This is a genomic window from Paenibacillus sacheonensis, assembly GCF_009909195.1.
Taxonomy (GTDB): domain Bacteria; phylum Bacillota; class Bacilli; order Paenibacillales; family Paenibacillaceae; genus Paenibacillus_Z; species Paenibacillus_Z sacheonensis.
The window spans coordinates 13,058-33,970 of sequence record NZ_JAAAMU010000019.1; the positions used below are offsets into that span (position 1 = coordinate 13,058).

Here is a 20,913-nt window from a genome sequence, read left to right on the forward strand (position 1 = left end):
ATGCCTCGATCGAGAACTTATGCACGGTTTGAGAACTGGCGAATCCCCATTCTTCGGACGAATTCGCAAGATAAGAAATTGTCGGCGGTATCCGATTCTCCTATGATCGAATTATAACAGAGAGCGCTTACAAAATAGATAGCGGATTGCTGCGAACGAACCCTTGGCTTAGGAACGCGCAGCCTTGGATTGAAACGTCTGCCCATCCGCTTATAGCAAAGGAGTCCGGAACGTGTACAAAACAGAAAAATCCGTCAAGCGCCCCTTCCTCGCACCGTCGCGGCATGCCAAGAAGAATTTGCAGCTGACGCTGCTCGCACTGCCGGCCATTCTTCTCATTCTCGTCTTTGCCTACGTGCCCATGGGCGGCGTCTTCATCGCATTCAAGAACGTCAACTATACCGACGGTATCCTGCGCAGCCCGTGGGTCGGGTTCACCAACTTCAAGTTCTTCTTCACGTCGAGCGATGCATGGATGGTCATTCGCAATACGCTGTCCTACAATATCGTCTTCATCGCCGTCGGCACCTTCCTGTCCGTCGTCTTCGCGATTCTGCTGAACGAGATCGTAAGCCGCAGATGGCTCAAGACGTACCAAACCGTCTTCTTCTTCCCGTACTTCTTCTCCTGGATCATCGTCGCTTACATGGCCTACTCCTTCATCGGTCCATACGGCATCCTAACTTCATGGATCAGCCAGCTCGGCATGGAATCATTCGACTTCTACAGCGAAACATGGATATGGCCGATCATGCTTACCTTCATTAATATTTGGAAGGGACTGGGGTATGTCAGCATTATTTTCTACGCGGGCATTATCGGCATCCCGCAAGAATATTTCGAAGCGGCGCAGATGGACGGCGCATCCAAGCTGCAGGCCATCCGTCACGTGACCATCCCGCTGATCATGCCGCTCATCACGATCATGACGCTGCTGTCGATCGGCAAAATCTTCTATTCCGACTTCGGCCTGTTCTTCTTCGTGCCTAGAGAGGTCGGGCAGCTGTTCCCCGTCACGCAGGTCATCGATACGTACGTGTACCGCATGCTCAAGGTATCCGGCGATATCGGCATGTCCTCGGCCGTCGGCCTGTTCCAGTCCGTCATGGGCTTCATCGTCGTGCTGCTCAGCAATTACGTCGTTCGGAAGATCGACGACGACAATAAATTGTTCTAGAAGGAGGCGATCCCGTGCCGCTGAAGAAAAGAGCCCCGCAGCTCATCATTCATTCGGTCTTCATCCTGTTCGGCCTGTCCTGCGTCATTCCGCTTATATCCGTCCTGTCGATCTCGTTCAGCAGCGAGGTGGACATCATCCAGAACGGCTATCGCCTCATCCCGCATTTGTTCGATTTCAAAGCTTATGCCTACGTGCTCTACCGTCCGATCCAGCTGCTGAACGCCTTCAAGATCTCCATCCTGGTCAGCGTCATCGGCACCTTGTTGTCCGTGCTGTTCATGGCGGGCATCTCCTACGCCTTGTCCCGGCAGGACTACCGCTTCAAGAACGGACTCAGCTTCTTCGTCTTCTTCACGATGCTGTTCAACGGCGGCCTCGTGCCCTCCTACATTCTGATCAGCAATTACCTGCATTTGAAAAACACGCTGTGGGTCCTTATTCTCCCTTACCTCGCCGTGCCGTGGTTCATCCTGCTGCTGCGCTCCTTCATGCAGAAGATTCCCCACGACATCATCGAGTCCTGCATGATCGACGGTGCGAACGAGTTTCGGATCTTCTACCAAATCATCCTGCCGCTCGCCAAGCCCGGCTTGGCCACGATCGCCCTGTTCACCATGCTGCAGTACTGGAACGACTGGTGGCTCAGCCTTCTCTATATTGAAGAGGAGCATCTCGTTCCCCTGCAATACATGCTCTACCGCATGATGAACAACATCTCGTTCTTGACCAGCTCCACGAACATGATGCCGCCGGGCATGAAGAACATGACGCTGCCGTCGGAATCCGCCCGCATGGCGATGGCGATCCTGGCTGCGGGACCGATGCTGGCCGTGTTTCCGTTCTTCCAGAAATACTTCGTCCGCGGACTGACCGTAGGGGCGATCAAAGGCTGACGGCCGATGCGTTTGGCTTCGGCTAAGCGATAGGCGGTTATGCGATCACTGGTTATGCAGGATGCGGTTATGCGATGACCGGTTATGCAATGGACGGCTATGCGATGACCGGTTAGCTTTGCACATGCTTGGACATGGCGGCTTCGGCCCCATTTCAGGATAAAGAAACGCAAATGACGAGGGAGGTTTCATGGATGGCAAGAACGTTCCGCATGACCAAGCTGGGGTTAACGGGTATCATCCTGCTTCTCGTATTCGGTCTGTTTGCCGCGGCATGCGGCAATTCGAACAACAACGCCGGGAATAAAGACGCCGCCGACAATTCGACCAACAAGGCTGCCGACAAGCCCGCCAACACGGGAACGAACGCGGGCGGCAACGACGCTGCGGCCGCGAACGGCGCAGGCACGAACGATTCGGGCGCTGCGGCCGGCGATGCCGCCGATCTGCCCGAGGTGAAGCTGACCTGGTACTTCCCGGGTAACTGGCCGCAGCCCGACCAGGACAAAGTATTCGCCGAGGTCAATAAAGTCATCAAAGAAAAAATCAACGCCACCGTCGACTTCAAGGCGCTCCCGTTCGGCGACTACGATCAGAAGATGCAGGTCGTCATCGCTTCGGGCGAGCCTTACGACCTCGCGTTCACGGCCGGCTGGATCAATAACTACACGCAAAACGTCGCGAAAGGCGCCTTCCTCCCGCTCGATGACCTGCTGCACAAATACGCGCCGCAGTCCTACGCCTCCATGCCGGCCTCCTTCTGGGATGCCACGCGGATCAAAGGCCAAATCTACGGCTTCGTCAATCAGCAAATCTCGGCGCGCACGCCGGCAATCGACGTCACGCAGAAACTTGCGGATGAATACAAATTCGACATCAATTCCGTCGGCGGCAAAATCACCTACAATACGTTAAATCTGCTGGAGCCGTTCATCCAGGCCGTCAAGGCAGACCACCCGGAGCGATATCCAAGCATCGGCATCGATCCGGACTTCTTCAACATGGAAGCGATCGTCGGCATCAACGTGCCCGGCGTCGTCCGGTTCAACGATGACACGCTTACCGTCGTGAACCAGTTCGATTCCGAGGAATTCCGGACGTTCGCGGCGACGCTGCGCGATTGGAACGCGAAGGGCTACATGAACTCCAAGGAGCGCATCTCCAAGAAAACGGATGACTGGGTCGATGCCAAAGCAGGCAAATGGGTCCTCAGCATCGGCGGCGCCTTCAAGCCGGGCGGCGCCAACCTGGCCGCCGCGCTCGGCGGAGAACCGTACGTGGAAGCACCGGCCGGCACGGCCCATTTGACGACGGGGGGCATCACGGCAACGATGATGGCCATCAACCGCAACTCCAAAAATCCGGAGCGCGCGATGATGCTGCTGGAGCTGCTGAACACGGACAAAGAGCTGTTCAACCTGCTTAATTTCGGCATCAAAGACAACCATTTCAAAATCGATGCCGACGGCTTCATGGTCCCCGGCGATAACCAGCAGGGCTACAATCCGTCCGTGCCTTGGATGTTCGCGAGCAACTTCCTGGCGAACGTCGAGAAGGGCATGCCGGCCGACGTCTGGGAGCAAACGAAGAAGGTCAACGAAGAGGCGCTGCCTTCCAAGCTGCTCGGCTTCACGTTCGACGCGGAGCCGGTCAAGGGCGAGATCGCCAAAGCGACCGCGGTCTACGACGAATACTCGCGCGCCATCCAGCTCGGCGTATCCTCCGAGGATAAATACAACACCTTCGTCGCCAAAATGAAAACGGCCGGCGCGGATAAAATCATAGCCGAGATGCAGAAGCAGATCGATGCGTGGAAAGCGTCGAAGTAACGCCTGATTCTGGTGCGCAATGATTAGCGCTGGCAGTGGTTAAGTGCGTGCAGTGATCAGCACGTCCAGTGATTAGCGCGTGCAGTGATTAGCACGTGCAGTGATTAGCGTGTGCAGTGATTAGCTCAAACGGCAAAAATCCCTCCCGGATTCCTGTACCGGGAGGGATTTAATGCTGCCCCAAAATCGACATTCGGGAATCCATTTGACGCTGATGGCAGATGCAATCAATTACAGTCCTGCTCGCGGGAATAAACCCAGACACCTCGCAGGCTAACGATTGTACGGAGCGCTATTCAGCTCAAAATGCGCATTATGTATTTCTAACGGTTGCCAGAAGGCTTATTGCGGGATTTTGCCGTCTAAATCAGCTTCCATACGCCAAATAGCGTCTATCACAATCGTTACCATTTTTCCATCCATATTTTTGGTGAAATAGCAACGCTGACAATCGTTAGGCGTTGGAATGCCTACTCGTTGAACGATCGGCGGCTTTCAGTGTCAGCCGAATTTCTTTCATCCAGCATCGATCCCTTCAAACGGGTTGATTCGCTGTCCGAGCAACTTGATGATTTGAATTGGGTGCCTCTACAATCTGAAAGCCCTCCCGGATTCTTATTCCGGGAGGGCTTTGCTGCTGTGTCTGTCTTCTTGACGGTTCCACCTTTGCTTGGCGATTGTGCCTGTTTGTTCTGCGGTCCGTCTTGCTTGGCGGCGATGCGATCCGCTTACAGCGGTATCCGGTACGAGGAACGCTCCTCGACGATATGTTCGCCTTGATTATAGACCCACTTGAAAGCGAACGACTCGCCTGCGTAACCGGTACGGCTGCGCAGATCGGGGAGGATGACGGCCTCGAAGTTATCGAGCAGCTTCTGCTGAATATCGTTCAGCCGCTCTTCGTTGGCCTCGCGCTGGCGCAGCGCTTCCTCCTTCGACGGCGCCGTCTGCAGGAAGTAAGCGAGCGCGACTTGATCCGGCGTCAGATCGGCCGGCAGCGGATGACCCGAGCCCGCGAAAATCTCCTTCACCGTGTTCAGCCAGTCCTCGTAGAGATGAATCGTAATGTCGTTGTGCATGTGCGGCAAAGCTCCTTTATGTTCTCGCTACCGTCCATTGTAGGGGGAAGCGCCGCTTGCCGCAAGTGCACCGACTGCCCGGGGCAACTGTCGAGCCCGATTATTTGACCGCGCCCGCCGTGATGCCGCTGGCGATTTTGCGTTGGAAAATAATATAGACGAGCAGCACGGGCACGATCGTGAAGAAGAGCGCCGCGAACAGCGGTCCCCACTCCGTGCGGTACTGCATCTCCGCCTGCATGACGCCGATCTCGACGGGCAGCGTGTACTGGGTCGGATCGTTGACGAGAATCGTGCCGACGATGTATTCGTTCCAGATGTTGAGCACGTTGACGATCGCCACCGTGATCAGACCTGGCTGCGAGAGCGGCAGCATGACGCGGAAGAAAGTACCGAAGTACGACGCGCCGTCCATGATCGATGCTTCCTCCAGCTCCTTCGGCAGCGATCTGAAGAAACCGACGAGCACGAAGATGCCGAACGCCAGCACGCTGGACGTATACACGAGAATCAGGCCGATTTTGGTATTGATGAGATGGAACGAGTTCATCAGGAAGAACAGCGGGATGAGGGCCAGGATGAACGGTACCATCATCGACGCGATGTAGAGCAGGTAGAGCGCGCCGCTGCCCATGAATTTGTAACGCGCAAGCACGTACGCCGTCGTCGCCGCAAGCAGCAGGCCGAGCAAGGTCGAGCCCGTCGTAATGATGATCGAATTCATGAAATACGAGTCGAAATTGTATTTGTTCCATACGTACGAGAAGTTGGACCAGAGCAGCGGGAAATCCGGAAGCGACCACGGCGCATGGCGGAAGAACTGATCGTTGTTCTTGAGCGCGTCCAGCAGCGTCCACAGGAGCGGATACAGCACCGACAGGCCCCACAGGATAAGAATGGCGTAGAAGACGATTTTGACGATCGGATTGCGAATGCCGTTATTCATGCTGAAGTCCCCCTTAGCTGAGCTCGACGGTTTCATGACGAAGCAGCCGCTGGAGCACCACCGTCGTAATGAGCGAGAGCATCAGAATCAGTACGCCGATCGCGGCACCGAAGCCGAAATGATATTGGCGGAATGCCATTTGGTACAAATACGAACCCATGACCTGCGTGCTGTTGTCCGGTCCGCCCTCCGTCATGATCCACACGATCACGAACGAGCCGTTCAGCGTCGTCATCATGATATTGAGAATCGATACCTTCATCTGCTCCCAGATCAGCGGGACGGTGATGCTCCGGAATTGCCGCCACTGGGTCGCCCCTTCCAGCTCGGCCGCTTCGTAATACGAGGCGGGGATATTCTGGATGGCCGCGATCAGCAGGATCATGTAGAAACCGATGCCTGCCCAGATGGCGGGCGGGAGCAGCATCCAAATCGTGTGATTCGTGAAGCCGAGCCAGGTGATGGTCACCTTCTCGTCGGTGAACAGGGACAGGAACGCGTTCAGAAACCCGATCTGCGGGTTGTATATGAAGTTCCACAAGACGCCGATGACGACGACGGAAATGACATTCGGAATGAAGAAGATCGACCGGAAGAAGCCGGCCATCTTGAAGTTAAACCGGGTCAGGGCTACCGCGAAGAACGTGGCGATGACCATAATGCCGATGATCTTGCCTACGACGAGAAAATAATCGTTGCCGATTGCCCGCCAAACGATGGGATCCTTGAACATTTCCTTGAAGTTGTCGAGACCGATGAACGATTTGGTCTGCGACATGCCGGACCAGTCGAACATCGAATAATAGAGGCCTTTCGCGACCGGGTAGATCGTGAAGATGCAGAAAAACGCGAACGTCGGGATGATGAATGAAGCGATGAAAAGATTTCTCTGCCACTTGGCGCTGCCTGCTTCCATGACGCGACCGCCCTTCCGGTAAATTCGCGAAGGACGACCGGGCTGACCCGGCCATCCATCGCGCTTCTGTATCTAAGGCTGCAAGCGAGGCTTGCTTATTTGGCGACTTTCTTGACGACGTCGGTAACGCGTTTGACCCAGCCGGCCGGATCGATCTTGCCGATCGTGAGCGCGTCGGTCGCGTCCTGCATCGCTTTGTCGACATCGGCGTTGAACGTGATCGTCGGGATGACGATCGTGTTCGGATCCGTCAGGTACTTCGCCGCGTCCTTCACGAAGCTAGGCGCGTTGGATGCGGAGATGTCGCCCTTGATGTTGGACGGCGCGCCGCTCAGCTCCGCCCATTGGGAAGCTTGCGCTTTGGAGAAGACGAATTGCAGGAACGCATGGGCGGCATCCTTGTTCTTCGCGTTCTTCGCGATCGCGACGGTTGCCGTCGACGTGTTCGCCACGATCTTCTGGCCCGCGTCCTGCGTGATCGAAGGAATGAAGCCGAAGTCGAAGCCTTGCGGGATATCCTTGGACATCTCGTTCGGCAGCCACAAGCCGTTCGGGATGAACGCGTCCTTGTTTTGCAGGAAGAGCATTTGCGAATCGGTATGGTTGATTTGGATGGACGCTTTGTCGATGAAGCCCTTGTCGCGCAGCGTTACGATCTTGCCGAGCGCCGTCTTGACCGCTTCGCTCTCGAACGCTTCGACTTTATTGGCCGCCATGTCCTGGAGCACGGTGTAGTCGCCGTTGTTGGCGGAGACGATGGCCGGGTACAGGAACGCGCCGTTGATGTAGTACGGGTATTTACCGGTATGAATGAATGGCGTCGTGCCGGCTGCTTTGATTTTGTCGCTGACGTCGAGGAATTGTTGGAAGTCCTGCGGCTCTTGCCAGCCTTTTTCCTTGAAGAGCGCCTTATTCCAGAAAATGCCCCACGAGTTCAGAACGAGCGGGATGTTGTAGATCTTGCCGTCGAACTGCTGCGGCTGCTGCGCCAGCATGTCGAGAATTTTGTCGCCGTCCACGTTCTTCGCGTCCTTGATCCAGTCGGTCAGATCTTCGAGCTGGCCGTCTTCGACCATTTGGCGGTCGTTCAGCTCCGGTCCGTCGATGTAGACGAAGTCGGGCGGGTTGCCGCCGATCCAGCGCGGTTTGTTTTGTTCGTTGATTTTCGGGCCGCCCAGCGCCTTCACATGGAGGTCGGGGTTCGCCGCTTGGAAGTCCGCGATGACCTTCGTCCACCATTTGTCCCCGTAGCCGCCAACGAAATATTGCACTTCGAAGTCGCCGGTCAGCTTAGGCGTATCCGTCGTGCCTGCGTTCGTTCCCGCGTTCGTGCCGGCGTTCGTGCTGCCCGCATTCGTGCCGCCGTCGTTCGTCGCGTTCGTGGAACCGTTGTTCGCCGCGTTCGTGGACGCATTATTCGAGGCGTTGTCGTTGCTCGAGCCGCAGCCCGCAAGCGACACCGAAGCGAGCAATACGGCCGCGCTCATCGCAGCGTACTTTTTCTTGTTCATCATAAAGCGTACCCTCCTAGTATGTGTGTGTTGGCGCTAATCCCGCATGCAGCGGGTTGCCGGTGCAAGTGTGCCGCAGCGCTTGTATTCATCATAGTGGGCGCGGAGGTTTCGCTGAATCGAATATCTTCCACGAATTCTTTAGTATTTTCTTCTTGTAAAAGTCGAGGTTGTCCTGCGGTTCGATCGCCGGCGGCGGGCGGTGGTAGAGAACAGCGGGGAGCACGGTGCGGAGCATGGCGGGGGAGCACGGCGCGGAGCATGGCGCGGAGCATGGCGGAGAGCACGGCGCGGAGCACGGCGGGGAGCACGGCGGGGAGCACGGCTCGGGGCACGGCGGAGAGCACGGCGCGGAGCACGGCGCGGAGCACGGCGCGGAGCACGGCGCGGAGCACGGCGCGGAGCACGGCGGAGAGCACGGCACGGAGCACGGCGCGGAGCACGGCGCGGAGCACGGCGGGGAGCACGGCGGGGAGCTAGGGAGCCTGAGTTGGGACTCAGGCACCTTTTGATGATACGGGCTCGTGAAATTGTGCTGCACAGCACAATTTCGGGCCTACTGCCCCCAGACGCTCGAATTGCTGCTATTCTGCACAATTTCCGCACCCACTGCCCTCAGATCGCTTGAATTGCTGCTAATCTGCACAATTACCACCCCCACTGCCCTCAGATCGCTCGAATTGCTGCTAATCTGCACAATTTCCGCCCCAACTGCCCTCAGATCGCTCGAATTGCTGCTATTCTGCACAATTTCCGCCCCAACTGCTCTCAGATCGCTCGAATTGCTGCTAATCAGCACAATTTCCGCCCCAACTGCTCTCAGATCGCTCGAATTGCTGCTAATCAGCACAATTTCCACCTCGGCGCACAAAAAAAACCGACCCGCTGCCTGCGGACCGGCCAAATGATCATATAAAGAATCTAGACTCATTGCTTATTCCGTTCGTCACTTCTTCTGGGCACGCTGCTGCTTGCTCCGCGTCTCCGCGAAATGCTGCAGCTCGTCGAGCGCCGCCTGCGGCGTCAATCGGTCGAACAGGACGGCATCGCCCAGCTTGCGCGCGTAGTCCATCACGGCCTGCCAGGCAGGCTCCTGCACGGGATAGAACTTCGCCCGCGTGAGGGCAAGCAGATTGGCTTTCATGCCGTCGTCCTCGGCCGCAAGCTCCGCGCCTACCTCGGCATTGGCCGGGAGGAAACCCTCGCGCTGGATCATCTCCATATAAGACGGATTGTCATACAAGAAATCCAAAAACTTCGACAGCGCCACCTTGTCCGTATGATCGGTCTTAAAGGAGACGAGCACGTCATGGACGCCGAACGAGATCGGCGCGGTACCGTCCTTGACCGGAATCTCGCCGACGCCCCATTTCAGATTCGGAAACTCCTTCGGGACGACGGAGGTGAAGTAGTTGCCCGATATCATCATGCCGAGCTTGCCGTCGCCGAGGATGCGCTGCTTCTCGTCCCGCGTCGTGATCGTCGGTTCGGGGTCGGTAAGACCCGCGTCGAAGAGCGTCTTCATATACGTCAAGCCTTCCACGTTCTCGGGCGAATTGATCGTCCACTTCCCGTTCTTGATCCAGCCGCCGCCCGCTCCGAAGAAGAAGTAGGACAAATACGCCTGCGTCTCGTTGTCCGTCAGATCGACGCCGAAGCCGTATTCGCCGCCGCTCTTCTTGATCTTGACCGCATCGGCCTTCAGCTCCGACCAGGTGGCCGGCGTCTCCCGAATGCCTGCCCGGTCGAACAGATCCCGGTTATAATACAGATTGCGAATCGTGGCGACGTACGGAATCGCATACTGATGACCCTCGATCTGGTCCATGCTCATCAAATTCGGGTACAGCTTGTTCCGCAGCTCGGGCGACAGGATATCGTTAAAGTCGTTCAGCAGCCCGTCCGCAGCAAAGTGGGCGTAGACGTTCGTGTTCAGCAGGTCCGGCGGTTGATTTTGGCTGATCATGGTCGTGTAGATACCGTCCAGAATATCCCAATTCGCAACCTGCAGCTCGATATCGATGAGCGGATTCTTGAGCTCGAACTCCTTGACCAGCTTCTCGAGAATAGGCTTCGTCTCCGTGCTGTATTCGGATGCCACGAAACGAATGAGCGACCGCTTCTCCGGAGGAGGCGGGGCTTGTCCGCCGTCTTCGCCGCTGCAGGAGGCGAGCAGCACGGGAAGCGCGAGCAGCGCCGCGGCAGCGAAGATAGGCAGTTTGGCGGAGGTTTGGAGCATTGGCGTTGACACTTCCTTTCGGGCGAATCGGACAAGGGCAACCGCACGCTATTGGATGACGGGAAACGGGAACATCAAACGCTGGATATCCGGGTCGTTCATATTATCCCGGGTCACGACGGTCGAGCCGATGAGCGTCCGCTTGTCCGTTCTGCGGCCATCGATCATTCCGATCGCCGTCTTGACGCCCAAATAACCGACGTTAAACGGTTTCTGCACGAGAAGGGCGCTCACGGCTCCCTCTTCGAGCAGCTGGATCTCGTAAATGGAGCTGTCGAAACCGATCAGCTTGTACCGGCTCGTGCCCTTCACTTCCTGAAGCGCCTTGGCAACGCCGAGCGTGGCGCTTTCGTTCAGCGTAATGAAGGCATTGAACTGCGGCTCCGAGCGCAGCAGCGTAACGGCGAATTCATACGCCAATTGCTCGGAATCCCCGTTGTAGTACGTGCCGGTTACGCGGCCGCCATGCTCTTTCATCGCCGCGCGGATACCGTCCAGCCGTTTGAGCGAGATCGAAGATTCCGGCGAATCGCTGAACACCGCAACGGCCGGACTGCCATGCACCGATCGGGCGGCGGCATCGCCGGCAAGCCGTCCTGCCAACTGATGATCGTTCGCGACATAGACAGGCGGGTCGGACAGGGTCACCGGCGTATCCATGACGACGAGCGATATGCCGGCTTTGCGCGCGTCTTCAAGCAGCTCGGGTATCCGCGGATCATCCGCCGGCGCGACCGCGAGCGCATCCGGCTTGCGCGCAATCGCGTCCTTCAGGGCTTGGACCTGCCCGTCCGTATCCGATTCCTGCAGCGGCCCCTGCAGATCGAGCTCGATGCCGAGCTCCTTCGCCGCGGTCTGCGCGCCCGATATCATCGTCTGCCAATAGTCGGAACGGACGTTCAGCGACCTCAGCACGACGGTCACCGTCTTGCCGCCGCGGTCAGGTCCGAGGAACAGCTTGGAGAAAAAGACCGCGTAAACGGCAGCCGTCACGAGTACGATAACGATCAGAATCGTAAGGCGTTGCTTGCGCATGAGGCGTTCTTCCTTTGCTTGAAGTAGGTTAAAGTGTCGGAATCGTGATCGTCACGCAGGTGCCGGCTTCGAGCTCGCTGCGGATCTGAACGCCGTATTCATGACCGAAATAAAGCTTGATCCGTTCGTTGACGTTGCGAATGCCGATCCCCTTGCGGCTGTCCCCGTCGTCGGGAAGCAGCAGGCGCTGCACCTGTTCCGGCGCCATGCCCTGCCCATTGTCTTCGACTTCGAAGACGATGTTGTCGCCCTGGCGCATGCCGCGGATCGTGATCAGCCCTTTGTCCGCGCTTCCCCGGATGCCGTGGTAGATGGCGTTCTCCACGAATGGCTGAAGCAGCAGCTTGAGCGTCTTGCGGCTCAAGATCTCGTCCGCGATGTCGATGTCGTAATCCAGCTGACTGTCGTAGCGCATTTTCTGAATGAGCAGGTAATTCGTGATATGCTCCGCCTCCACGCGGATCGGCACGATCTCCTGGTCCTTCGTGATGCTTGCCCGGAACAGCTTCGCCAGCGCGGACGTCATGAGGACGACCTCCTCGTGCTGCTTCTGCTCGGCCATCCATACGATGGAGTCGAGCGTATTGTACAGAAAATGCGGATTGATCTGCGCCTGCAGCAGCTGCAGCTCGCTCTTTCGCTTGCTCTCCTGATTGAGGATGATCTCGTCCATGAGCGTCTTGATGCGGCCGACCATCATGTTGAAGCTGCGGCCGAGCTGGCCGATTTCATTCATCTGCCGGATTTCCGTCTGGATGCCGAAGTTCCCCCGCTCGACGAGCTTCATGTCCGCCTGCAAATCCCGGATCGGCCGCGATAACCGATGCGACAGCCAGAACGAGATCAGCAGCGATATCGCCAGTCCGCACAGCGCATACAGCAGGATGGAATTGCGAAGCGCGCCCTTGCTTGCGATCAGATCGTCCGTGTAGGCAACGCCGACGATTTTCCAGCCGAAGTTCGTATCCTGGATCGAGTAGATACGCTTCCCGTCATTGTCGTCGGCAATGAAGGACGAACCGCTCTTCGCCGCGGTCACCTCCGGAATCAGCTCCGTCCGCAGATTGCTGTTGATCAGCTGCTGCTGCGGATGATAGACGATATTGCCCTTCCGGTCGACGATGAAGACGTAGCCGCGCCTGCCGAGATTAATATCGCTTGCCAAGTCGTTGATGACGCTCAGGTTCAAATCGACGAGAAACACGCCCTCGGCCGTAATGCCGTCGGTGCTCTTAAGCTCCCGGCTTAACGACACGACCCAGCGGTATTCGTTCTGAATGATGTTCTGCACATGCGGCGCGGAGATGACGGATCTGCCGCCGGCGGCTTTCGCATCCTTGTACCACGCCTGCTCCGTCAGCGCCGCGTTCGGATTCAGGTCGGTGATGCGCCGGTCCGACACGAACCGGCCGTTGTACCCGAACACCATGATGTTCGCGATGTCCTGCCGGGTATAGAGGATGGCCTGGAACAAGTCGGAGATGCGCTTCTCGTAAGGCCGGCGCTCCTCCGCGCTGATGAAGCTGTTGTCCGAGATATAATATTTGACATCCTTGCTCGTCATGGCGAGCAGGGAGATATTCTCCATATTGTCGACGTACGACTGGATATTCGTGTTGACCTGCTTGATGATTTCCTCGATGTAGCCCTGCGAGTTCTTCTCGACCGCTCCGACGGACAGCCCGTAGCTGATGAGGCTGATCGACACGATCGCCGCCAGGATGACGCAGGAGAAAGCGAACGAAATGCTGAGCCGGATGCTCTTGAGCGGAAACAGCGGCAGTCGAAGCGGACGTTCTCTCGGCATGTCAGATTCCGCTCTCCTTTGCAAGTCTGTCACGATAGTCTTTCGGCGTCATGCCGGCGCGTTTCTTGAAGAGGATGCTGAAATAATTCGGATCGGCGTAGCCGACCTGCTCGGCGATTTCGTAGAATTTCATACTCGTCGACTGAAGCAATTCCTTCGCCTTGGCGATACGGACGCCCGTTAAGTACTCGACGAACGTCTCGCTGGTATGCTGCTTGAACACGAGGCTGAAGTAGCTTGTGCTCATATGCACGTGGCGGCACAAATCCTGCAGCGACATCGTATGGTTGGCATAGTTGGTCTCGATATATTCGATGGCCCGGTGAATCTGCGTATTCGTAAGATGGTTCCGATTGTCGGCGATCTCCGTCATGACTGCGCTTACGACTTGCTTCAGCCAGTCTTCGATCTCTCCGAGCGTCTTGAAGCGGTACACTTCCATCAGCATCATCTGGCTGTCGATCGACGCTTCGCGGTCATGCGGCACGACCTCTTGAATCGCGTTCATGAGCGACAAGACGACCTTCTGCATCTGCAGGAAGCAGGTTTCGATCGGCACGCGCGACTGCTTGAGCGCCGCGATGCCGTGCTCGATCAAATCCTGCGCCTCGCGGATGGAGCCCGTCTTGACCGTGGAGACGAGCTTGCGGTCCCACGACAGGCTCGGCATCGGCGCGGCTTCGGGCTGTCCCTCCAGGTCGAGAATGCTGAGTACCCGGTTCTTCCCATGCAGAAACCGGTAGTCCAGCGCGGACAGCGCGCCTTTGTAAGAAGCGGGCAGCATCTCGGGAGACGATACGATCCGGCCGACGCCGATCGTGACGGTGAAGCTGAGAAACTTCTCGATATGATGGCGCACTTCCTCGGCATAACGGAAAGCGGTGTCGTACAGGTCGTTTTCGTCGCCGGCGCCGGTCAGAATCGCGACCATTCGCTCCTCGCGGGTGCGGAAGACGAGCGCGTCTACCCGCTCCGCGATTTCCTCGAAAATATCGAAGGCGGCGAACCGCAGAAATTCGGCGTCATGCTCGTACGAGAGCAGCTCGCGGTCGCCGAAGTCGTCGATGTCGGCCACAATGGCGACGGAGCCGGAACTTAGCGGCGGCAGGTTGAAATACGCGAAGCGGTCCCCGATCTCCGCGGTGCCGAGGCCGACGGCGACGAGCCGCTCCAGGAACCGCTCCCTCAAGATAGGCAGGCTCTGCTTCAGCTGGCTCTGCAGCCGGCTCAGGTCCTCGCGGCGCTGGCGCTCCTCGTCCATCTCGGCCCGGACCTTGTCCAGCAGCTGCCGGATTTCCCGGGCGGTAATCGGTTTCAATACGAAGTCCGATACCTTCAGGCGGAGCGCCTGCTGCGCATATTCGAACTCGTCGTATCCGGTGAGGATGATGACTTTGATATACGGATAGCTCCCGCCGATCAGCCCGGCCAGTTCCAAGCCGTCCATGAAGGGCATGCTGATGTCGGAGATGACCAAGTCGGGCTTGTCCTGCTCGATGGCCTCCCAGGCGTCGCGCCCGTTGGCGTAATCGCCGGTCAGCTCGAATCCGTGCCCGGCCCAGTCGATCGTATTCTTCAGGCCGACGCGCACGACGGCCTCGTCGTCGACGATAATTGCTTTGTACATGTCTGCATCTACCTCCCGCATTCCTAGCGTATCCGATCGGCACGGCAATCGTCCATGCCTTTTCTTCTTCCAGCGGTGACGAATCGGAGAATGGATCGTTCTCCGAACGAATAAGGGGCAGCCCGCATCGTCCGCCGCGGCGCGAAAATGATGAATACGCCGTGCCTTGCGCGGTCGTCCGCTCATATCCTACATGGAATGCCTATGAAAGCGAAGCTTGAACTTACGGCAAACGGAGATGACCAGCCATGATTACCGTAATCGCCTGCACGATCCGCCGAAAATGCATCGATAACGTGTTCGATAACTACGACCGGCAGCTGTGGAAGGACAAGAAAATGATCATCGTCCTGAACAACGACAAGCTGAAGCTCAAGCGCTACCGGAAACGGGCGAGACGTTATAAGAAGAACGAGGTCCGCGTGTTCAAGCTCTCCCAGAAATACAAGCTCGGCAAATGCTTGAACTACGCCATTAAACGCGCGAACAAAGGACTCGTCGCCAAGTTCGACGACGACGACTACTACGGGCCCAAATTCCTCCGCGAAGCCGCCCGCGCGATCAAAAGAGGCAAAGCGGGCATCGTCGGCAAGCACACGTCCTACGTCTACTTCAAAGCGAAACGGGCGCTGATGCTGTACCGTCCCGGAGGCGAAAGGAGCTATACGCGCAGCGTCAAAGGCGGTACGCTCGTCTTCCGCAGATCGGTCTGGAAGCGGGTCAAGTTTCCCGAATTCAAGCAGGTCGGCACCGATGCCGGCTGGCTCGGGCGCTGCCATCGCCGAAACATTCGGATCTACTCGTTGTCCAGGAAGCATTACGTCTGCGTCCGCAACAAAAGCAGCAAGAGCCACACGCAGAAAAAAAGCATGCGGCGTTACATGTCGCAGTGCAAGATGGTGCGCAAGACGAAACGTTATCGCCGTTACGTCAATTGACGTTATGCGGATGGATCAAGAGCTGCCGGCTCGACAGCGCCGGCAGACCACAACGGCATAGGGCAGTGGCGAACGCAGACGCGAATGCCTCCGCCGACGCTTAACGCCGCCGCAGGCAGACGCGAACGGCAGAAGGCAGCCTGAGCAGGCTGCCTTCTGGCCGTTTATTCGCGCCGAGAAGCAGACCTGCGCCTCGGCGAAAGCTGACAAAAGCAGCCGTTTACGGAAAGCACACGGCGGCCGTTCAAGCTAACGGCCTCGGCCGCTCGCTCATGGAGATGCGCAGCCATCACCGCATCGCTACTCCGCCTGCTCCTGCAGCAGGAACCGGTAGCCGATGCCCGGCTCCGTCTCGATCAGCTTCGGCCGCGTCGGATCTTCCTCCAGCTTCTTGCGCAGATGGCCGATGTAGATGCGGAGGTAATGGCTGTCGGACTCGTGATGGTGCCCACCCCACACCTGCTGCAGGAGCTGCCGCTGCGTGATGACCTTGCCCGCGTTGGAGGCCAGAATCTTGAGCAGCTCGTACTCCGTCGGCGTGAGCTTAACCCGGCTGCCGTTCAGCTCCACGAACCGCTGCGCCAGATCGATGACGAGCCCGCCGAAGCGCAGTACCGGCTCCTGCTGAACATTGCCCGCATGGCGGAGCGCGACGCGGATCCGGGCGACCAGCTCGCCCATGCCGAACGGCTTGGTCACGTAATCGTCCGCGCCGCCGTCGAGCGCTTCGATCTTGTCCGCTTCCCGTTCTTTCGCCGTCAGTACGATGACGGGAACCCGGGACCACTCCCGGATCCGCTTCAGCACGTCCATCCCCGACATATCCGGCAGACCCAGGTCCAGCACGATCAAATCCGGATGGCTGATGCTGGCTTGATAGATGCCCTGCTCTCCAGTCGCCGCCTCCAGCACGTCGAATCGATGCGCCTTCAGCGTAACTTTGAGCAGCTTGATGATTTGCGGCTCGTCGTCCACGACGAGAATGCGCGCGCCGTTATCCGTTGTCATCCCGCTCCTCCTCCCGTTGCTTCCACCCCTGCGGCATTTCCGGCTCGCCCGCGGGCAGCGCGATCGTCACGACCGTGCCTTTCTCCGCGCGCGGAGACGCCGTGATGGTGCCGCCGTGGGCTTCCACGATCCCTTTGCAAATCGCGAGTCCGAGCCCCGTGCCGGTCGTGCCGCCCGCGCCCGGTCCGCGGTAAAACTTATCGAACATCCGCTCGCGGTCCGTCTCGTTGATGCCGATGCCGTTGTCCGCGACCGCTATCCGAACCCATGAACCGCTCGTCCGGGCGGAGATGACGATCTCCTCGCCGTCCGGCGAATATTTGATCGCGTTGCTGACGATATTGACGAGCACCTGCTCCAGCAGCACCTCGTCGCCCGGAAAATACGGTGCCGGATCCTGCATCTTCACCGTCATGCGGCGGCGTTGCTGGAAGCCCTTCACCTGCGACAGCACGACGCCGATGATATCTTCGGCATCGCACCATTCGCGGCGCAAAGCCAGCATGCCGCTCTCCAGCTTGACCATGCCGAGCAGGTTCGTGACGAGCAGGTTCATCCGCAGCGCGCCGTCCCGGATCGTCGCCAGCAGCTCCTGACGGTCTTCCGCGGAGAACACGCCGTCGCCGTCAATGAGTCCCGTAGCCGAACCGATGATCGTCGCAAGCGGCGTCCGCAGCTCATGCGATACCGAGTCGAGCAAGGCCGTCCGGATGCGTTCGGATTCCGCCGTCAAGTGGGCCAGCTTCGCTTCCTCGCTCAGCTTGACGCGGGCGATCGCCGACGCCGCAAGGCCGCCGAACGCCTCCAGCAGATTGCGGTCGTCCGTCGCCAGCCCTTCTCCTTCCAGACGGACGGTCATGACGCCGTACGTTCGCTCCTCGGTCCGCAAGGGGACGAACAAGCCCGGAAACTCGCCCAGCGTCCCCGTATCCTTGCCGGCCATCCGGCCGTGCTCGAACACCCACTTGGCGATCGCCATCGTGGATTCGGCCTCGCCGAAGCCGTTATCCCCGGGCGACCATGCGGCACGCTCCAGCTCCGCCCGTTCGCCGGGCAAATAGATCACGATCTGGGCCTGTACGGTCGCGGACACCCGCAGCGCGATATTCTCGAGCAGCACCCGGATATCGTTGATGGCCGTCATCTGCCGGCTCAGCGTATACAGCGCCGCCGTATGCGCCTCCCGTTCCTTGGCCAGCTGCGCCTGGCGCCTCAGCCGGGCAGCGAGCGAAGCCGTCAGCGCGGCGACCGCGAGATAGACGCCGAAAGAAAGCAAATACCGCAGATCCTCGACGCTGAAGCTGAGGAACGGCGGCACGAAGAAATAATCGAAGGCCAGCACGCCGGCGGCCGCTGCATAGATCGCGGGGGCGAGCCCCCAGTACACGGCGCTGAATAACACCGGAAACAAATATAAGAGTGCAATGTTCACCGGATCGAACGCGAAACCGAACGCATGCAGCACGGCGGTCAAAGCCGCGGTGCCGACCGTGATCCACCCGTAAGACTTCAGCATGAATTTGCCGTTCCGTTCAATTGCCGCTACGCTCATCGCCTTCTTTCCCATAATCGTCCGCGACGATCAAGATATCGCGCTGCCTGGACATCGCGATCAGCTTCTTCACGACCGCCCCGTGCAGGAACGCGTCCCACCAGGAAACTTTCGACTGCCCGATGACGAGCTGCGTCGCCTCCGCCGCATCCGCCGCGGACGACAAGACATTCGCGATTTCCTTGCGCGATTCGGCGCCATGGACCACGAACTTGCCGCCGAGCCTGACGGTCAGCCGCTCCAGCGCCTCCAGGCTTGCAGGCGGAGCTTCGCCGCTCCGTCCGCCGACCTGCACGTAATTGACGCACCACGGCGCCTTAAGCCGGTACGCCGTCCGAAATCCCCGCCGGACGAGACGCTGGGCATGCGGCGTGTCGTTGACGCAGATGAAGATCGATTCCCGTCTCCGCCAAGGCCCGCGCAAGGAACTCTTCCGTTCCAACGACTCCAGCCTCTCGTCCACGTCGTCCGCGATCTCCCGCAGCGCCAGCTCGCGCAGCGCGATCAGATTGCCCGTCTTGAAAAAGTTCGACAGCGCCTGATCGACTTTATCCATGGCGTAGATGTTGCCCTCCCGCATGCGATTCTGCAGCGCTTCGGGGGCGACGTCAATTAATTGTACTTCATCCGCCAGCTGCAGGATACTGTCCGGCACCGTCTCGCGGACGCGGATCCCCGTGATCTGCTCCACGGCGTCGTTCAGGCTCTCCAAATGCTGCACGTTGACCGTCGTGATGACCGAGATGCCGGCGTCCAGAATGGTCAGGACGTCCTCGTACCTCTTCTTGCTGCGGCTGCCGGGCACGTTCGTATGGGCCAGCTCGTCGACCAGCACCACTTCCGGACAGCTCCGAATGATCGCCTCCGCGTCCATCTCCTCCAGCGTGACGCCCTGGTATTGGATCCGCTCGCGCGGAATGAGCGGCAGCCCGCCGATTTGGGCGATCGTCTCCCGCCTGCCGTGCGTTTCCAGCAGGCCGATCCGCACGTCGATCCCTTTGCGCAGCAAATCGTTGCCGTCCCGCAGCATCATGTACGTCTTGCCGACGCCGGGCGCCGCTCCGATATACACCTTGAACGTTCCCCGCCGGATCTCGCCGATCCGCTCGGTCACTTCCTGCTCGTTCAGCCTGCGGTACCGCTGCCGGTCCCCGGCAGAGGCGAACTTGGCCGGAAGCACCCGTTCGCCCTCGCGCTCCGACCGGTCCGCGATGAGAAACACGTCCAAATGCTTCGCCCGCTTCAGCAGCCGGTCAATGACGGAGCCCTGCCAGATTTCCTGCCAGCGTGTATGCTTCGTATGCCCCATGACGACGCGCGTCACCCCATGCCGAGCCGCGTAATCCGCGATCGTCTTCGGAATATGCCTGCGATTGCAGTAGGGCAGCTCCTCGAAACTGCCGCCTACCTTTTCCACCAGCTTGATCATGTTTCTGCGAAAGACCGCCGCTTCTTTGGAGAGCGGCTTCTTTCCGTCATGAAAGGTCACGACCATCAGCTCGCAGTTTAGCCGTTTGGCGATCTGCTGGCCGCGCCGGACGTAGATCGATCCGTTCCAATGGTACTGCGCCGACACGAGGATCCGATCGCCCGTACCGGTCGGGCCGATCAGTCCCTGCTCCTCGCGGTACGCGCGCAGCGATTCGCCGACGCCCTCGGCCACAAGCCGAAGCGCCAGCTCGCGAAGCACGCCCAGATTGCCGCGCTTGAAGACCGCCGCATCCTTGCTGCCCAGCAGCTGGCCTTCCGAGAGGCGATTCAAAATCGTCTCCGGGGTAACGTCGATCAGCCGCACTTCGTCGGCCAGCTCCAGCGTATCGGCAGGGACCGTGCACTGCGCCACGATGCCCGTCATTTTCTGGGCGAGCTCCGTATAGCCCTCCAGTTCATAGACGTTCACCGTGATGATCACGCTGATGCCACGGCTCAGAAGCAATTGAATATCCTCCAGCCGCGTGGCGCGGGGAGCGTCCGGCCGGTTCCGGTGCGCCAGTCCATCCGCGAGCACGACTTCGGGGTTGCGTTCCAGCAGCGCGTCCACGTTCAAATCCTTATTTTCGACGCCGTCCCGGTACCAGTGGATGCTCGGCACCCGCTCCAAGCCTCCGATCTGTTCCAGCGTCTCCGGTCGCTGCTTCGTCGATACGGCGCAGATGACGACGTCGACGCCCTGCTGCAGAAGCAGTTGGCCTTCCCTCAGCATATGGTACGTTTTCCCCGAACCGCTGACCGGTCCGACGTAGATCTTGAGCCTTCCCCTGTGGAGCTTGGAGATCGACTGCAGTATTTCCTCCGGCGTCTTCCTTCTGAAGCCCTCCACGCCCATTCCCCCCCTTCGCCGTCGCCCGCGCAT

General features: G+C 58.8%; 16 protein-coding genes. 5 read left to right on the top strand and 11 right to left on the bottom strand.

Annotation, left to right across the window (positions count from 1 at the left end; all coding sequences use genetic code 11):
* Positions 1-232: 232 nt before the first annotated feature.
* The 3 genes from GT003_RS25770 (at position 233) to GT003_RS25780 (ending at position 3,902) form a co-directional block, all read left to right on the top strand.
* Positions 233-1,177 carry an ABC transporter permease gene (locus GT003_RS25770; RefSeq protein ID WP_338046022.1) on the top strand — a complete coding sequence of 315 codons (945 nt, stop codon included), beginning with the start codon at positions 233-235 and terminating at the stop codon, positions 1,175-1,177.
* A 14-nt stretch (positions 1,178-1,191) separates the two neighbouring features.
* Positions 1,192-2,073, top strand: a complete 882-nt coding sequence (locus GT003_RS25775; RefSeq protein ID WP_161703408.1) for an ABC transporter permease subunit — start codon at positions 1,192-1,194, stop codon at positions 2,071-2,073.
* Positions 2,074-2,267: 194 nt separating this feature from the next.
* Entirely contained in the window at positions 2,268-3,902 is a 1,635-nt protein-coding gene (locus GT003_RS25780; RefSeq protein ID WP_161703410.1) for an ABC transporter substrate-binding protein, read from the top strand.
* 728 nt (positions 3,903-4,630) lie between these two features.
* On the opposite strand, the gene GT003_RS25785 is transcribed toward GT003_RS25780, so the two are convergent.
* The 4 genes from GT003_RS25785 to GT003_RS25800 all read right to left on the bottom strand — a co-directional run bounded on the left by GT003_RS25785 (position 4,631) and on the right by GT003_RS25800 (position 8,357).
* Positions 4,631-4,981 carry a hypothetical protein gene (locus GT003_RS25785; RefSeq protein WP_161703412.1) on the bottom strand — a complete coding sequence of 117 codons (351 nt, stop codon included), beginning with the start codon at positions 4,979-4,981 and terminating at the stop codon, positions 4,631-4,633.
* 100 nt (positions 4,982-5,081) lie between these two features.
* A complete protein-coding gene (locus tag GT003_RS25790; RefSeq protein WP_161703414.1) occupies positions 5,082-5,927 on the bottom strand; it encodes a carbohydrate ABC transporter permease in 846 nt (281 codons plus the stop codon).
* Positions 5,928-5,940: 13 nt separating this feature from the next.
* Positions 5,941-6,843, bottom strand: a complete 903-nt coding sequence (locus GT003_RS25795; protein ID WP_161703416.1) for a carbohydrate ABC transporter permease — start codon at positions 6,841-6,843, stop codon at positions 5,941-5,943.
* Positions 6,844-6,938: 95 nt separating this feature from the next.
* On the bottom strand, positions 6,939-8,357 hold the full coding sequence (locus tag GT003_RS25800) for an ABC transporter substrate-binding protein (protein ID WP_161703418.1): 1,419 nt from the start codon (positions 8,355-8,357) through the stop codon (positions 6,939-6,941).
* 233 nt (positions 8,358-8,590) lie between these two features.
* On the opposite strand from GT003_RS25800, the gene GT003_RS25805 reads away from it, so the two are divergent.
* A complete protein-coding gene (locus GT003_RS25805; protein WP_161703420.1) occupies positions 8,591-8,866 on the top strand; it encodes a hypothetical protein in 276 nt (91 codons plus the stop codon).
* Between the two features lie 434 nt (positions 8,867-9,300).
* Here GT003_RS25805 and GT003_RS25810 read toward each other — a convergent pair whose 3' ends face one another.
* The 4 genes from GT003_RS25810 to GT003_RS25825 are packed head-to-tail and all read right to left on the bottom strand — an operon-like array spanning position 9,301 to position 15,062.
* Complete coding sequence (locus GT003_RS25810; RefSeq protein WP_161703422.1) at positions 9,301-10,593, bottom strand: extracellular solute-binding protein; 1,293 nt, start codon at positions 10,591-10,593, stop codon at positions 9,301-9,303.
* A gap of 48 nt (positions 10,594-10,641) precedes the next feature.
* Positions 10,642-11,628, bottom strand: coding sequence for a substrate-binding domain-containing protein (locus GT003_RS25815; RefSeq protein WP_161703424.1), 987 nt, complete (start codon positions 11,626-11,628; stop codon positions 10,642-10,644).
* 28 nt (positions 11,629-11,656) lie between these two features.
* Entirely contained in the window at positions 11,657-13,435 is a 1,779-nt protein-coding gene (locus GT003_RS25820; protein WP_161703426.1) for a cache domain-containing sensor histidine kinase, read from the bottom strand.
* Between the two features lies 1 nt (position 13,436).
* Positions 13,437-15,062, bottom strand: a complete 1,626-nt coding sequence (locus tag GT003_RS25825) for a response regulator transcription factor (protein WP_161703428.1) — start codon at positions 15,060-15,062, stop codon at positions 13,437-13,439.
* Positions 15,063-15,310: 248 nt separating this feature from the next.
* Here GT003_RS25825 and GT003_RS25830 point away from each other — a divergent pair, with 248 nt between their 5' ends.
* A complete protein-coding gene (locus GT003_RS25830; RefSeq protein WP_161703430.1) occupies positions 15,311-16,000 on the top strand; it encodes a glycosyltransferase in 690 nt (229 codons plus the stop codon).
* A 300-nt stretch (positions 16,001-16,300) separates the two neighbouring features.
* On the opposite strand, the gene GT003_RS25835 is transcribed toward GT003_RS25830, so the two are convergent.
* Genes GT003_RS25835 through GT003_RS25845 form a run of 3 tightly spaced genes read right to left on the bottom strand, consistent with a single transcriptional unit; the run spans position 16,301 to position 20,880 of the window.
* Positions 16,301-17,008 carry a response regulator gene (locus GT003_RS25835; protein ID WP_161703432.1) on the bottom strand — a complete coding sequence of 236 codons (708 nt, stop codon included), beginning with the start codon at positions 17,006-17,008 and terminating at the stop codon, positions 16,301-16,303.
* Positions 16,995-18,560 (bottom strand): ATP-binding protein, encoded by a 1,566-nt coding sequence (locus GT003_RS25840; RefSeq protein WP_161703435.1) that lies wholly within the window; start codon positions 18,558-18,560, stop codon positions 16,995-16,997. The genes GT003_RS25835 and GT003_RS25840 overlap by 14 nt, the downstream gene beginning before the upstream one ends.
* Positions 18,541-20,880 carry a histidine kinase gene (locus tag GT003_RS25845; RefSeq protein ID WP_161703437.1) on the bottom strand — a complete coding sequence of 780 codons (2,340 nt, stop codon included), beginning with the start codon at positions 20,878-20,880 and terminating at the stop codon, positions 18,541-18,543. Before GT003_RS25845 ends, GT003_RS25840 begins: the two co-directional genes overlap by 20 nt.
* Positions 20,881-20,913: the final 33 nt, after the last annotated feature.

What these genes read in the sequence shown, in the direction of transcription:
- GT003_RS25815 (WP_161703424.1), bottom strand. Translation starts at nt 11,628, where the DNA reads ATGCGCAAGCAACGCCTTACGATTCTGATCGTTATCGTACTCGTGACG.
- GT003_RS25800 (WP_161703418.1), bottom strand. Translation starts at nt 8,357, where the DNA reads ATGATGAACAAGAAAAAGTACGCTGCGATGAGCGCGGCCGTATTGCTC.
- GT003_RS25805 (WP_161703420.1), top strand. Translation starts at nt 8,591, where the DNA reads ATGGCGGGGGAGCACGGCGCGGAGCATGGCGCGGAGCATGGCGGAGAG.
- GT003_RS25785 (WP_161703412.1), bottom strand. Translation starts at nt 4,981, where the DNA reads ATGCACAACGACATTACGATTCATCTCTACGAGGACTGGCTGAACACG.
- GT003_RS25840 (WP_161703435.1), bottom strand. Translation starts at nt 18,560, where the DNA reads ATGAGCGTAGCGGCAATTGAACGGAACGGCAAATTCATGCTGAAGTCT.
- GT003_RS25810 (WP_161703422.1), bottom strand. Translation starts at nt 10,593, where the DNA reads ATGCTCCAAACCTCCGCCAAACTGCCTATCTTCGCTGCCGCGGCGCTG.
- GT003_RS25825 (WP_161703428.1), bottom strand. Translation starts at nt 15,062, where the DNA reads ATGTACAAAGCAATTATCGTCGACGACGAGGCCGTCGTGCGCGTCGGC.
- GT003_RS25795 (WP_161703416.1), bottom strand. Translation starts at nt 6,843, where the DNA reads ATGGAAGCAGGCAGCGCCAAGTGGCAGAGAAATCTTTTCATCGCTTCA.
- GT003_RS25780 (WP_161703410.1), top strand. Translation starts at nt 2,268, where the DNA reads ATGGCAAGAACGTTCCGCATGACCAAGCTGGGGTTAACGGGTATCATC.
- GT003_RS25830 (WP_161703430.1), top strand. Translation starts at nt 15,311, where the DNA reads ATGATTACCGTAATCGCCTGCACGATCCGCCGAAAATGCATCGATAAC.
- GT003_RS25790 (WP_161703414.1), bottom strand. Translation starts at nt 5,927, where the DNA reads ATGAATAACGGCATTCGCAATCCGATCGTCAAAATCGTCTTCTACGCC.
- GT003_RS25820 (WP_161703426.1), bottom strand. Translation starts at nt 13,435, where the DNA reads ATGCCGAGAGAACGTCCGCTTCGACTGCCGCTGTTTCCGCTCAAGAGC.
- GT003_RS25835 (WP_161703432.1), bottom strand. Translation starts at nt 17,008, where the DNA reads ATGACAACGGATAACGGCGCGCGCATTCTCGTCGTGGACGACGAGCCG.